Source organism: Prochlorococcus sp. MIT 0603 (genome assembly GCF_000760215.1).
GTDB lineage: Bacteria > Cyanobacteriota > Cyanobacteriia > PCC-6307 > Cyanobiaceae > Prochlorococcus_E.
The window spans coordinates 627,402-641,613 of sequence record NZ_JNAW01000002.1 but is presented as its reverse complement, the minus strand read 5'-3'; the positions used below and the strand labels follow the sequence as shown (position 1 = coordinate 641,613).

The 14,212-nt window shown below is 36.5% G+C and carries 15 protein-coding genes; 5 read left to right on the top strand and 10 right to left on the bottom strand.

The window, feature by feature from the left end; genetic code table 11:
• Positions 1-13: 13 nt before the first annotated feature.
• Positions 14-754 (bottom strand): pyridoxine 5'-phosphate synthase, encoded by a 741-nt coding sequence (locus EV07_RS05145; protein ID WP_036917912.1) that lies wholly within the window; start codon positions 752-754, stop codon positions 14-16.
• Between the two features lie 142 nt (positions 755-896).
• Here EV07_RS05145 and EV07_RS05140 point away from each other — a divergent pair, with 142 nt between their 5' ends.
• The 4 genes from EV07_RS05140 to grxD are packed head-to-tail and all read left to right on the top strand — an operon-like array spanning position 897 to position 2,757.
• Entirely contained in the window at positions 897-1,580 is a 684-nt protein-coding gene (locus EV07_RS05140) for a lysophospholipid acyltransferase family protein (protein WP_036917910.1), read from the top strand.
• Positions 1,564-2,145, top strand: coding sequence for a hypothetical protein (locus EV07_RS05135; RefSeq protein WP_241433998.1), 582 nt, complete (start codon positions 1,564-1,566; stop codon positions 2,143-2,145). Before EV07_RS05140 ends, EV07_RS05135 begins: the two co-directional genes overlap by 17 nt.
• Before the next feature lie 49 nt (positions 2,146-2,194).
• Entirely contained in the window at positions 2,195-2,428 is a 234-nt protein-coding gene (locus EV07_RS05130; protein ID WP_036918302.1) for a BolA family protein, read from the top strand.
• Positions 2,429-2,433: 5 nt separating this feature from the next.
• A complete protein-coding gene (gene grxD, locus EV07_RS05125) occupies positions 2,434-2,757 on the top strand; it encodes a Grx4 family monothiol glutaredoxin (RefSeq protein WP_036918300.1) in 324 nt (107 codons plus the stop codon).
• A gap of 5 nt (positions 2,758-2,762) precedes the next feature.
• On the opposite strand, the gene EV07_RS05120 is transcribed toward grxD, so the two are convergent.
• On the bottom strand, positions 2,763-3,035 hold the full coding sequence (locus EV07_RS05120) for a DUF6761 family protein (RefSeq protein ID WP_036917906.1): 273 nt from the start codon (positions 3,033-3,035) through the stop codon (positions 2,763-2,765).
• A 74-nt stretch (positions 3,036-3,109) separates the two neighbouring features.
• Between EV07_RS05120 and EV07_RS05115 the strand changes: the two genes are divergently transcribed.
• Entirely contained in the window at positions 3,110-3,871 is a 762-nt protein-coding gene (locus EV07_RS05115; RefSeq protein ID WP_036917904.1) for a response regulator transcription factor, read from the top strand.
• Positions 3,872-3,895: 24 nt separating this feature from the next.
• Here EV07_RS05115 and clpB read toward each other — a convergent pair whose 3' ends face one another.
• The 8 genes from clpB to EV07_RS05075 form a co-directional block, all read right to left on the bottom strand.
• Complete coding sequence (clpB, locus tag EV07_RS05110) at positions 3,896-6,484, bottom strand: ATP-dependent chaperone ClpB (RefSeq protein ID WP_081936960.1); 2,589 nt, start codon at positions 6,482-6,484, stop codon at positions 3,896-3,898.
• 248 nt (positions 6,485-6,732) lie between these two features.
• Entirely contained in the window at positions 6,733-7,083 is a 351-nt protein-coding gene (gene petE / locus EV07_RS05105) for a plastocyanin (protein WP_036917902.1), read from the bottom strand.
• 39 nt (positions 7,084-7,122) lie between these two features.
• Positions 7,123-8,121, bottom strand: coding sequence for an NAD-dependent epimerase/dehydratase family protein (locus tag EV07_RS05100; RefSeq protein WP_036917901.1), 999 nt, complete (start codon positions 8,119-8,121; stop codon positions 7,123-7,125).
• Positions 8,118-9,173 carry a uroporphyrinogen decarboxylase gene (hemE, locus tag EV07_RS05095; RefSeq protein ID WP_036917899.1) on the bottom strand — a complete coding sequence of 352 codons (1,056 nt, stop codon included), beginning with the start codon at positions 9,171-9,173 and terminating at the stop codon, positions 8,118-8,120. The genes EV07_RS05100 and hemE overlap by 4 nt, the downstream gene beginning before the upstream one ends.
• A gap of 124 nt (positions 9,174-9,297) precedes the next feature.
• On the bottom strand, positions 9,298-11,580 hold the full coding sequence (gene glgB / locus EV07_RS05090) for a 1,4-alpha-glucan branching protein GlgB (RefSeq protein ID WP_036917898.1): 2,283 nt from the start codon (positions 11,578-11,580) through the stop codon (positions 9,298-9,300).
• A 55-nt stretch (positions 11,581-11,635) separates the two neighbouring features.
• Positions 11,636-13,222 carry a CocE/NonD family hydrolase gene (locus EV07_RS05085; RefSeq protein WP_036917897.1) on the bottom strand — a complete coding sequence of 529 codons (1,587 nt, stop codon included), beginning with the start codon at positions 13,220-13,222 and terminating at the stop codon, positions 11,636-11,638.
• A gap of 7 nt (positions 13,223-13,229) precedes the next feature.
• Complete coding sequence (locus EV07_RS05080) at positions 13,230-13,415, bottom strand: hypothetical protein (protein ID WP_241433997.1); 186 nt, start codon at positions 13,413-13,415, stop codon at positions 13,230-13,232.
• Positions 13,416-13,592: 177 nt separating this feature from the next.
• The gene (locus EV07_RS05075; RefSeq protein WP_072013324.1) at positions 13,593-14,195 is read right to left on the bottom strand and encodes a Ycf51 family protein; all 603 of its coding nucleotides are present in this window, start codon (positions 14,193-14,195) and stop codon (positions 13,593-13,595) included.
• Positions 14,196-14,212 lie beyond the last annotated feature (17 nt).

Genomic DNA, 14,212 nt, shown 5'->3' with positions numbered 1-14,212 from the left:
ATGAAAATCTTTGCTAAGACGCAAAAAAAGGTTCCTTACGTGGATTTACTATCATATCTTTCATTTCTCTAACCGCCTTTTTTAGACCAATTGCTAATGCTCTTGAAATTATTGTGTGACCAATATTCAGTTCTTCTATTCCTTTAATAGAAGCAATTGGCTCTATATTTTGATAAGTTAATCCATGGCCAGCATTTACACGTAAACCTAAATGTCTTGCTTTGTTTACACTTTCTTTAACTTTTGAAAATTCAACTGCCTGATTATTCCATGTTGATGTGGCATAAGAACCTGTATGTAGCTCAACCCAACGAACAGTAAGATCTGATGATGCTTCAAGTTGTATAGGTGTTGGATCCACAAAAAGGCTTACTGGAATTCCTGCTGATTGAGATCTATCTATAAAAGGTTTTATTTTTGATTTATTTTTTTGAACATCCAATCCTCCTTCAGTGGTTATTTCTTCTCTTCTTTCTGGTACAAATGTGATCATATCAGGTTTAATTTGTAATGCAATATCAAGCATTTCTTCAGTTGCGGCCATTTCAAGATTTAAGCGTGTTTTGATTGTTTGCCTTAACAATTGCAAATCTCTTTCTTGAATATGCCTTCTATCTTCTCTTAAATGAACTGTTATGCCATCGGCACCACCTAGTTCTGCCAAATACGCCATTTGAACAGGATCAGGTTCATTTGTAAGACGGGCTTGACGCACATTTGCAATGTGGTCAATATTTACACCAAGACTTGCCATTTAGAAGAGCTATTTACTAGTAATTTTATTGCGATACGGGTTCCAAAGCTATTAGCCGCTGACTTAACTGCCCAATGCACTAAGAAAAAAGATACTTTTGAAGGCTAAGTTCTTATTAAATTTTTAAATAGTTCACTTTTCCTTGGCGCTTGTTAAACGAGAAGCAGATTTATGTAGAGGTGTAAATCCCTTTTTGGGAAAACTTGCGATGATAGTTACACAGGACATAGTTTTAAACAACTATTTTAAAGAAAGGATTGTACTAGGAAAGGAAAACTTACCTTCTGTTGGTCCAGTTGTACTTGCACCTACTCATCGTTCACGTTGGGATGCTCTTATGCTTACCATGGCGGCTGGCCGCAGAGTAACAAAACGAGATTGTCGTTTTATGGTTACGTTGTCAGAAATGCAAGGTCTTCAAGGTTGGTTTTTAAATCGACTAGGCTGTTTTCCTGTGGATAAACTTAAACCTTCATTGCTTTCACTTAGGTATTCTGTCGATTTATTAGTTGCAGGAAAACAGTTAGTTGTTTTCCCAGAAGGGCAAATCAACTTAAATAGAAAGTCTATAAAAATTGAAAAAGGTTTAATTAGGTTATCTCAACTTGCTCATAGAAATGGTGTTAATGTTCAAGTGGTACCAGTTGGTCTTGGTTATAGCGATCTTAATCCAAGGTTTCTAGGAAGAGCTGCTATTTGCTTTGGAAAACCTATAAAAATATCTGAAAGTGGTAAGCAAGCCTCTAAACAATTTGATTTAGAACTTTCAGAAAAAATGTATAGAGCTGAGAAAGAAGCCCTTTTAGCAGTTGGCCGATTTTCCTAATCCATATAAAGTCTTAAGTAAATTTGTTTTTATTACGATGAGTTGGCGCATCCCTTTTACTGTTTTTGCTCTTAGTGCAGGATGCTTTTTTATAAACACTCCAGCTTTTGCAAAAGAACCTTCTTCAGATCAATATAGGGTTTTAGCAAAAGAAGAAATTGGATTGTCTGTTACTGCAATTGAGAAAATTATTAGTGATGGAGATGCTTATTTTTTAAAAAAAGACTTTGATCGGGCCAGAAAAAAGTATGACAAGGCAAGAGAAATGGGGGATTTGTTGCTAGGTTTTTATGGTGCTTTAAGTGGTTCTTTTAAAGGTTTTGATGCTCGTATACCTAGGGAAATGGACTCTAATAGTCGAAAGGTCCTTTTATTAAAAGCAAAGGCCAATCTAAAACTGGCAACTCTTTTTAGAAAAACTAATCAACCAGCATTAGCAGTCCCTTTGTTGGTTGAGGTTGTTAGCAGTGTCTCTAATCCAATTAGTACAGAAGGGCAGCAGGCTTATAAAGCTCTTTTCGAATTGGGATTTGTTGACACTCCTTTTCGTCGATCAAAAAGATGATTTTAATTAATAGTTGATTTTAATTTTTATTAGGAGGTATGATTTTTTTATGGTTGACCCTGACGAATTAGTTTCTTCTATCCAAGACTCTATCCCAGATGCTCAAGTTAGAGTAGAGGATATAAGTGGGGGTGGAGATCATTTGCAAGTTGATGTTGTTTCATCGGCTTTTGTAGGATTATCTAGAGTCCAGCAACATCAAATGATCTATAAAGCTCTTCAAAAAGAGCTTGCCAGTGAAGCCATTCATGCATTGGCTTTGAAAACCTCTACACCTGGATGATTTTCATGAATATGGACACACCTTCAAGAATTGAAGAATTAATCAATTCAAATCCAGTAATGGTATTTATGAAGGGTAATAAATTGATGCCTCAATGTGGCTTCTCAAATAATGTAGTACAGATTTTAACTTCGCTTGGCATTCAATTTGAAACTTTTGATGTTCTTTCTGATAGTGAAATCAGACAAGGAATAAAAGAATATTCAAATTGGCCAACTATCCCTCAGGTCTATTTGAAGGGGGAGTTTTTAGGAGGATCTGATATTTTGATTGAAATGTATAACTCTGGAGAGTTAAGAGAAAAGATTGAAATTGCTCTAGCTTCTTAAGTAAATCACTTCTGTTTTGGGTGATAGAGGTTATTCATATCACCATCTGGCCCTATGAAGCTTGAGGGATCAAGAACCCATCTCTCCACAAGCTTTTCTAGTGTTTCTTGGTCTTTCAGGGGAATACTTCTTGCTTTTCTTAAGGCGTGTAAGTACCCATCCGTATAGAATTTCAATTCTGTAGGTGTATGAAAACTGTTAATAAGTTCCTGACATGCATCACATATTGACTGAAAATGTCTTATAGATGCAGGGTCCTGAAATTCTTGTAATGTCATTTTGCGATGATATTTAGGTATTTCTTACAGTTGGACGCTTAATTCGTTATCTTAATTCAAATTCATTTTGGCCTGTGACATTAACTCCAGATCTACTTTCTGATGAGCAAAGTGCGCAGCCCTCATTAGCTGCTAATCCCCTCCAGCCAACTGCACAGAGCCCTTCACGAATTCTTGTAGTAGAACCTCATCCCACACTAAGGACAGTTCTTGTTCAGAGACTTAGACAAGATGGACATCTAGCCGCGGCGGTAGGTTCAGTTGTTGAAGCTATTGATTTATGTAGAGATCAATCTCCTGATCTTTTAGTAAGTGCAGAATTGCTAGAAAAAAGTTCTGCTTTAAATTTAGGTCAACAATTAGGCTGCCCAGTAATGGTACTTACAGCCAGGACAGGAGTAGAAACATTGGTTGGCCTTTTGGATGATGGTGCTGATGATGTTATGAGGAAGCCATTTGGCCTTGAAGAGTTGGCTGCACGCTGTAGAACTCTATTAAAGAGAGGACGTATAGGTCTTCAAGAACGAGTAACAGTTGGCCCCTTAGAGGTTCATTTGTTGCTTAGACAAGTGACATTAAGAGAAAAGCCCGTTGAGCTTAGCCCTAGGGAATTCGCACTTCTATGTGCTTTGCTCATGCCCCCAGGAATGGTTCGTAGCAGACATGAACTTTTGAGAATGGCTTGGCCACCATTTAGTGGGGGACCAAGGTCAGTGGATACTCAAGTGCTTACATTAAGAAGAAAACTAGAACAAGCTGGTCTTGGTGATGGTGGAGGTATAACAACAGTTCGTCAACAGGGCTATAGATTCAGTCTAGATATCTTGCCTTCTTAAGAGCTACGATATAAAAATTAGTTTTTATATAAGAGTTAGCTTATTATTTATTACATCTATTCTAATTGTATTATTAGCTATAGCTTTGTTTCTAAGTAGTATTTTAGCCAGACGATTTTCTACTTCTGTTTGAATAACACGTTTAACAGGCCTTGCTCCGTAAATATTATCATAGCCTTTTTTGCTAATCCAATATACAGATTCCTCTGAGAAGGTTAAATTCAAGTCAAGCTTACTTAATCTTTTGACTATTCTTTTTAACTGTAATTCCACAATCTTAAATAGATCTTCTCTGTTTAGACTTTTAAATATAATTTGCTCGTCTAATCGGTTCAGAAACTCAGGTTTAAATGACTTTTTCAATCTTGATCTTATTGCTCTTTCTAGTTCAATTGATTGTTTTTTGTTTTCTTGCATTTCTAATATTTCTTGACTTCCAATATTGCTTGTAAGGATAATTATTGTATTTCTAAAATTTATTACTTTGCCTTGGTTATCAGTAACCCTCCCTTCATCTAGAATTTGTAGAAGTATATTTAAAACATCTCCATGTGCTTTTTCAATTTCATCAAATAAGATTACTGAATAAGGGTTTTTTCTAACAGCTTCAGATAATTGACCTCCTGATTCGTAACCAATATATCCAGGAGGAGCTCCAATTAGTCTACTTACTGAATGCTTTTCCATATATTCAGACATGTCAATTCGAATTATTGCTTTTTTGCTATCAAACAATTCAAAAGCCAATGATTTAGATAATTGTGTTTTTCCTACGCCTGTGGGCCCAAGAAATAAGAAACTTGCTATTGGTTTTTCAGGATCTCCAACACCTGTTCTTGAGCGATGAATTGCGTTTGAAGTTACTCTTACAGCTTCCTCTTGTCCTATGACAGTTAGATTCAAAGTCTCTTCAAGATTTAATAGTTTTAGTGATTCAGAAGTGGTGAGTTTTGTAACAGGGATTGAAGTCCATTTTGCTATAACCTCAGCTATATCGTTTTCTGTTACTTCTTCCCTGAGTAGAGATTTCCTCCCTCTATTATTATCATCAGCAAGTAAATTAGTTTCTGTTTGATTTAATTTCTTTTGTAGGGAACTTAATTTCCCATACTCAAGTTCTGCTGCACAATTTAAATCGTAATTCCTTTTTGCTTTATCTATTTGAAGTTGAACTCTCTCTATTTCCTCCTTAATTTCTGAAAGGGCCTTTATAGAGGCCTTCTCTTTTTGCCATTGCTTCGTTAAAGAATCCTGTGCTTTGATTAAGCCCTCTAAATCTTCCTCTATCTCAATAAGTTTGTTTTTACTTGTCGAATCATATTCTCTATTTAGAGAGAGCTTTTCCATTTGTAATTGAATTATTTTTCTATCTATCTCATCAACTTCTTCTGGTTTAGAAGTAATCTCCATTTTTAATTTTGAGGCAGATTCGTCTATCAGATCAATAGCTTTGTCAGGTAGAAATCTTTCTGATATATACCTATTACTCAAAACTGCAGCTGCAACAAGAGCATTGTCTGAGATTCTTACTCCATGATGAACTTCATACCTTTCTTTAAGGCCTCTAAGTATAGAAATTGTGTCTTCAATTGAAGGTTCATTTATAAGTACTTGTTGGAAGCGTCTTTCTAAAGCTGCGTCTTTTTCAATGTGTTCACGATGCTCTGAGATTGTTGTTGCTCCTATGCATCTAAGTTCTCCTCTTGCAAGCATTGGCTTTAGAAGATTGCTGGCATCCATAGAACCCCCAGTTGCACCAGCTCCTACAACTGTATGAATTTCATCGATAAACAAAATAATTTGTCCTTGAGATGAAGTTACCTCTTTTAAAACGGCTTTTAATCTCTCTTCAAATTCCCCTCTGTATTTTGCTCCTGCAATAAGTGAACCCATGTCAAGGGAGATGATTTGACGATTTTGCAAGGCAGATGGGATGTCTTTGTTTATTATTCTTTGCGCTAACCCTTCAACTATTGCAGTTTTGCCAACCCCAGGTTCTCCTATAAGTACAGGATTGTTTTTTGTTCTTCTGCTTAGTATTTGTATTGTGCGACGAATCTCCTCATCTCTTCCTATTACAGGATCTAGTGATCCTTCTCTTGCTTCCTTTGTTAAATCTCGTCCATACTTTTTAAGGGATTCATAATTGTTTTCAGGGTTTTTTGTAGTCACTTTATGTTCTCCCCTGATCTCATGAATTTTTTCTACTAAATGATTTTCATCTATTTTTTCATTAGCGAACATGTTTTTGCAACATCTATCATCTTTTAATAGAGAAAGTACTAGATGCTCTATTGATATGAAATCATCTTTGAAGGATACTTTTATTTCGTTAGCAATATTCATTGTTTTTTGAAGTGCTTTCCCAATAAATAACTCCTTAGGCTTATCTTTCATCCTTGGTTGGGACTTTATAAAATCACTTATTGCTTCAATTAATTTCTTTGTAGAAGTTATCCCTATAATTTTACTGGCGAGCTCACTTGTTGAAAGTATTGCTGATAATAGATGCTCAGTCTCAATATATTGATGAAAGGATCCTATAGCTTTATCTTGGGCAGAAACTATACAAGCCCAAGCTGAATCTGTAAAATTCTCTGTTTTTATTTCAATCATAATATAAAATACATGTTTAATCTGATTATCTTCGTTTGATAGAATTTATATATTGGGTAAACCGATACGTATTGATCGGAAAACTTCTATTAGTTCGGTTTTCTTTACGAATATATAAACAATTGCCTTTCAGACTTAAATGCTGTTATTCAAGAATTTATTGGTTGAAAAGTCATTACGTTGATTTTGCATAAAAAAACTGGTTAATAGAAATTAACCAGCTTCTTTATGGTATTTGAAATTAATTAATTAACAACAACCTTGCCTACCATTCCGGCGCCTCTATGTGGCTCGCAATAATAGTTGTAGGTACCTGCTGTTGAGAATGTCTCTTCCCATGATTCACCAGGCGCAAAAGCAAGGTCAGGATGACTTAATTCTTCATGACCTTCAAATACTGCATTGTGAGGAGCAAGCTTATTGTTTATAAACTTGACTGAATCACCAGTGGATATAGTCACTGAACTGGGTTCGAAAGCAAGCATTCCTGCATCTGTTCCAAGCTTAACTTCGACTGTTTTAGCTTGAACTGAACTTACTCCAAACACAAGTGCTAAAAGGAAAGCGAAGCTTGCTGCAATTAACGATCGAATCATTGAAAACATGTGGTTTTTCATCTCTATAACTATATTACCTTAAAATCGGTTTTTTTCTTTTGGTAATCCGGAATGCATAAGGATTTCATCTAATGACTTTGCAAAACTTTTTCCACCAAAGTCCTCAGGACTAGTAACTGGTTCGTGAATAAAATGCCGTTGTTTGATACTGAAACGATCCCAGCTTGTAATTTTAAGAGGTAGTACACCAACCAATAATTCAATTAACCATGCCCATAAAGGGAACGAAAATACTCTTTTTTGCCCTCTCCATTTTAATAATGTGTAAATTGCCTGATCTATTGACAAATAGGGTTGACCAAGAACAAATTTTTTAATGCTTTTCCCATTTTCATTTGATGAGTGCAATGATTCATCTTTCAATAATTGACCACATATAAATGCAATATCCTCAGCATGGATGAAATGAAATCTTGAATAGGCTTTAAACCATTTTGCGAGCCAAAGCCAATTAACGGCTTCTTTCAGACCTTGAGTTAAATAACTGGCAGGGAATATTCCTGAGCTATCAAATTTGCCACCAAATACAAGGGTTGGGAAAACAGCAATTATTTTATTAGATAAGTAGTTTTCTTCTAGTTGTTCTAGACATCTTGCTTTAGTTTGTATATACTCCGTTCCAAATTTGCTTGCTTCATTTAGTGGCTCAAGTTTTTTGTTTAATATACTAGCTGTCGAAAAATAGATAAATTTTTGAAGAACATCTGGATTGAGATATGAGATAAGTTTATTAACGGCAATTAAATTTACTTCATTTGCTCTTTTTACATCTCCCCATGCGGTTGCTGTATGAACAACATGTGTTGCTTGAGCTAAATAAGTCGAGAAAATCTCAGGATTTCTTAAATCTCCTATTAATAGCTTAATTCTTGAGTCCTTAGGATTTATAGCTGATAGTTTAGTTGGATCCCTTAGCCATAAAAGTAATTCAGCTTGTGTATTTTTTAAAAGCCAATTACAGACATATTGGCCTACGCAACCACTTGCTCCAGTAATTAGAATCTTAGTTTCTTTCAAATCTTCGATATTAATTCATTTACATTTTTCCCAGCTTCAAAGAATACTCTTGCATTTTCTTCGGGGGTACCTGGAAGTATCCCATGGCCGAGATTTAATATGTGACGGCGTCCTTTTGCTTTCAACACTGTATCAACAATTCTTTTGCGAATGATATCTGGGGATCCAAAAAGCAGACCAGGATCTACGTTGCCTTGTATGCCTATATTTGTAGGTAGTCGAGATAACCCATCTGCCATGTCTACAGTCCAATCTAAAGAAATTATGTCAACTCCAGTGGCCGCCATCCTTTCAAGAACACCAGCACTACCAGAAATATATAGGATCATTGGTGTATCAGGATGCGTTTGCTTGACAAGCTCTATAACCATTTTTTGATAAGGAGCTGCAAAAGTGTCATAGTCTATTGGGCTTAATTGTCCAGCCCAAGAGTCAAACATTTGAACAACTTGTGCTCCTGAGTCAATTTGATATCTCAAATAAGTGGCAATAGATTTTGCAAAATGAGTTAATAATTCATGTAAAAGTTCTGGCTGTTGAAATGCCATTGCTTTTATTATCGAATAGTTTTTGCTGCTTTTTCCTTCAACTACATATGCAGCAAGGGTCCATGGAGCGCCAACGAAACCTAGAACAGCAGCTTGATTTTTAACACTTTCTCGCAACCTTCCTAATACCTCTCCTACAAATGGAAGATTAACTTCTGGTTCAAGGGGTTTCAATGAATTGATTTGGTCTTTATTACGTATTGGGTCGTTAATTATTGGACCTTTACTTTCCACGATGTCGAAATCTATACCCATTCCTGGAAGTGGAGTCAAGATGTCTGAAAAGAGTATTACTCCATCTGGCTTGAACTCACGAAAAGGTTGCATTGATATTTCATATGATAGATCAGGGTTTTCCGATCTCTCCCTAAAGCTAGGGTGCCTATCCCTTAGGTCTCTATAGACTTTCATGTACCTTCCTGCTTGACGCATCATCCACACAGGAGGTCTGCTTACTGATTCACCCCGAGCAGCACGGAGCAACAATGGAAGAGAGTCAGTCATCTTTGATATTGTTAGTCCCAAAACTTACTTTACAGCCAGCTCTAAAAGTTAAAGAAAAGTGATTAAAGGTCATCTTCTTCACACCTTTTGGTCTTTCTTGCATGATTTATATATTTTGAGGGAGTCATCGAAGCTGTTTTTGTTGTTGTTTTTTTGTATGTTTAAAAACAATGACGCTTAAAGGAGGTAAGGATAATTCAATGGCATTTTCATAATCATGTATATTCCATTGCTCACTTTGCTTTCCTCCTAGGTTTCCAACATTTGATCCGCCATACTTATCTGAGTCAGTATTGAATATTTCTTCGTAATATCCTTCCATAGGCACACCAACTCTATAGTTGGAATGAGTCTCTGGAGTAAAGTTAGCAACTATGATAAGCCATTGCCCTGTTGAGTTTTCTCTCCTCATAAAACTAATAACAGAGTTGCTATTATCTTTGCAATCAATCCATTGGAATCCATATTCCTTGAAGTCATCTCTCCATAATGCTGGTTGAGATTTATATAATAAATTAAGATCATCTATTAGATTTCTAATGCCTCTATGAGGATCGTATTCTAATAAATCCCACTGAAGATCGTCCCATACATTCCATTCTTGGCGTTGGCCAAATTCCATACCCATAAATATTGTTTTTTTGCCAGGATGCGTCCACATGTATGCGAGTAATGCCCTGGTATTGGCATATTTCTTCCAGTCATCACCTGGCATTTTATGAAGAAGATGGCTTTTCCCATGAACAACTTCGTCATGACTAAGAGAAAGCATGAAATTTTCTGTGTAGTTATAACAAATTGAAAAAGTGACATTATTTTGATGAAATTGTCTAAACCAAGGATCTATTTCAAAATAATCGAGCATATCGTGCATCCAACCCATATTCCATTTTAGGTTAAATCCAAGTCCACCCATGTCTGTGGGCTTAGTAACTCCTGACCAAGTAGTTGATTCTTCCGCTATTGATAGTGCTCCTGGGAAATGTTGAAAGAGAACATGATTTGCTTGTTGTAAAAAATTAACTGCCTCGAAGTTTTCATTTCCTCCATCTTCATTGGGTATCCATTCGCCCTCTGGTCTTAGATAGTCCTTATAAAGCATTGAAGCTACAGCATCAACTCTTATGCCATCTATATGAAATTGTTCGAACCAGTAAATCAGATTTGCTACAAGAAAGTTTCTGACCTCATTACGACTGTAATTAAAGATTAACGTACCCCATTCTTTATGCTCGCCTATACGAGGATCAGAGTGCTCATATAGATGAGAACCATCAAAGAATGCTAGGCCATGTTCGTCTTTGGGAAAATGTCCTGGTACCCAGTCAAGAATCACTCCAATACCTTCTGAATGACATTTATCTACAAAGGCGCGAAATTCATCTGGTGAGCCATATCTACTTGTAGGTGCATACCAACCTGTTACTTGATACCCCCAAGAGCCATCAAAAGGATGTTCTGAGATTGGCATTAATTCAATATGAGTAAAACCCCTAGCTTTTACATAGGGAATAAGTTGTTCTGTTAATTCTGTGTATGTTAGGAACCTGCTCCCTGGTTTTAGGTCTGCTGCAGGTACTGGTTCTCTGGGGTTTGAGTTCTTATCAATAAAAGGCTCATTGACTGAAGCATGCTTCCAACTTCCTAAATGAGCTTCGTAAACAGATATTGGCTTGTTAAGTTGATCAGTCTTGTCTCTTTTATCCATCCATTTTTTATCTTTCCAGTTGAATTGATCAAGAGAAGATATAACTGAGCTTTGCGCAGGCCTAACTTCATGTTGGAAGCCATAAGGATCAGCCTTTTGATAACAATGGCCTTCTTGTGAACGAATTTCATATTTATATAAATCTCCTGTTTTCAAGCCTGGTATAAATAGTTCCCAAATACCACCGAGTCGGCGTTGCATTGGATGATGCCTGCCATCCCATGAATTTAAGTCTCCTATAACTGAAACACTTCGTGCGTTAGGGGCCCAAAGGCAAAATATTACCCCTTCTATTCCTTCCAATGTTGTTGAGTGAGCACCCATCCTTCTCCAGATGTGATGATGATTACCTTCTGCAAAGAGATGCCTGTCAATCTCTCCCATCCATTCGTGTCTAAAAGCCCAAGGATCCTTTTGAGAATGTGTGATACCTCCTCTTTCAACTTTTACCTCATAATTGCTTCCAGGATTTTCTTCAAGCAATGTTTCGAAAACCCAAGGGTGATTTGGATTTGTTAAAGGAATTTCTTGATTGTTTAAAATTAGTGTGACTTGATCAGCTTCTGGCATCCATACTCTAAGGGCCCATTTCGCTTCAAAAGGTTGAGGACCAAGTATTCCTAATGGATTATCATTCTTGCATTCTGCAAGCTTTTTCCCTTCGTCTACCATCCAGTCAATACTAATGCCGGCTGACATAACGAATAAGGATATAGACTCTGGAGCTTATCTGATCGAAGGTGGTATTGGGAATTTATTTGTCAAAAATATGATTGAGCTTCAGCTTTGATTTAGAGAGATCTAAAAAAATTGTTGTTATTAGGCAATTAGGACTTGGTGCCTCACATTGCTTTTCTGCCAAACCAGGGTTGATAGCAATTGCTGGCCATGCTGAACCAGATATTGATATACGCATTTGTGAACCCTTAGGAAATACAGCATGAATTGGCTGAAGGATTACTTGTCTTTTCGTTTTGATCTTTGCATCTTTTCCTAATATTCGACAAACCCCCGTCGAAAGTTGGTTTACTGAAGAATCATATTTATATATTATCGACAAAGAAATGAACAAATCGAAGCCTTTGGTATTTGAATTTGCTTCTAATTCAAATATTGGATGACCATTTATAAACTTTTCTTTATTAAATATATCAGTTGTAAATGTTGCCACATCACCCCGGGTATCAATTTGTTCTCTGTTAATTTCGCCAGGAGTAGGACTTAAGTGACCTCCTATTGCTGGTACAGGTCTCCATGGGTCGTGGACTAGTATTATATTTCCTTTGCCTATTCTATTGCTTACTAGTTTTCCTTCTTTAGTTGATGCACATGCAAGTCCATTACTTTGAGCAGACCATTGCTCTGGGGTAGAGAAGATTTCTTCTGCTTTTGATTTTGCATCCCAGCTTTTGTTGGTTAAATTCCATAAGTTTATATGAGGCTTATCTTTCAAAGTGTGAGATTTTTTTAAGTGACGGTTGAAAAATTCTAATTGCAACTGATTTGATCCTTCCCACCATTGAAGATGAGTTGCAGGTCCTATATGAATCTCAGGATCGCCTCCTGCTTCAATCGATCTTTTATAAATTTCTATAATTCCATTTAAGTGTGGGTCCCACCAACCACCAATTAAAAGTATTGGTTGTTTTATCCAGCTATCTAAAGGTTTATGAACCATCCATTGATTATTTCCTTGGCTTGAAGCTTTTAGCCATTGATAGGCCATCCCCTTTGAATCATATTTTTTCAAAAGCTCTTTTCCATATCGTAGATAGCTTTTGGATTCGATACTCTCCCTTATTTCTTCCCATCCCTTTAAGTTATTAGATTTGCGAAGTTTCTGTGCTGCTAATTGGAGCCCCCAAGATATACCTATATGCCACCAATATGCTCCACCTTCTGAGCACCAATGATCTCTTTCATTGATTCCTGTCATTGCTGGTGCAAGACATTCTGGAGGAGGAGTGCCTGGCTCAGCTAAAAGTTGTGTAAGACCTTGATATGAAAAACCAAACGTGCCTAAAAGTCCATTGCATTCGGGGAGTTCTCGCACCCATTTATGAGTTTCTGTTGTATCAGCTCTTTCTTGGTTAAATCCTTTGAACACACCTTCTGATTCTCCTTGCCCACGAACATCTTGAATAACTACCAGGTAACCATTATTAGCCCACCATGATGGATGGGCATAGGTAACAGTTGATGCTATATCCATCCCATAAGGTTGTCTCATGACAAGAGCTGGCCAAGGGCCTTTCCCATGTGGGATCCAGAGCTTTGCTCGAAGCTTTATTCCATCTCTAAGTTTTAGAGTCTTATCTTTAAATGTAATTTTATTCGACATTGTTCAATTAATATATTTCTGGACAATGCATTCCAATTATGTAGATAGTTAGGATTTGGGCATCATTTGAACTTAGGTTTTTCGTAAGACTGATTTCATCCATTACTTCGTTAGAAAAGGATGAAATTCCTTTAGAGTTGAGTGATTCAAATTTCCTACAAAATGCTATAGCTTCTTTAGGATTCCTTTTCACATTTTCTAGTAATGTAGATTGACTATATGCTATCTCGATTGAAGAGAGGGTTAGTAGAAATAATGTAATTAAATATCTCATCTTTATTAGAATTTTTTATATTTTAAATTAAACATTACTTTAAATGGCTCAGCGTTAGGAATCTTTATTCGCTTATTTTATATTAATACCCCAGCATTAAATTTCTTCCTCTGTAAGTTGAATTCTATTTTGAGCTAAATCCAAATCCAAATTCATCTCTTCATCGTCATTTGATTTTAATACATTCATACTTGTATTGCCTAGGTCTTCTTTTTGGGTTTGTTTAATTAAAATCTTTTGTTCTATAGGTAATAGTTTGTTAGTGCTTGAATCTTTTATTGCTTCTCCTAAAACAATCGGCGTGCTTATCCCATTGGCTTTGCTCTCTATTTTACGAATCCGTATTTTTACTTTGGCCCCATTCCTGCCGCCACCTTTTAGATTCTTTGCAATCTGTTCCAAAGATGGTGCAATTGCTTCTTTTGGAAAATCTTCTGGCGCTTGTGCTACAACAAGATTTGAGCCGTTATCATAAACAACAGGAACATATAGAGCGCCTTCAATTGTTACGGGAGGGTTATAGCTTTCTTTAAAGGCCCAGCAACTACCAGAGAGTAATAGTGTGAATATTGTTGCTCCTAATAGGCGAAACCTCACTCCAAAACTAAAGAGAAAGGCAATTATTGTGAACAGTCCGAAGGCTAGACCAAGCCAAGCAAGCCATTTAATTGCCTCTGGTAGAAATTGAGAAATTGACATTTACTGGTTAAGACTTC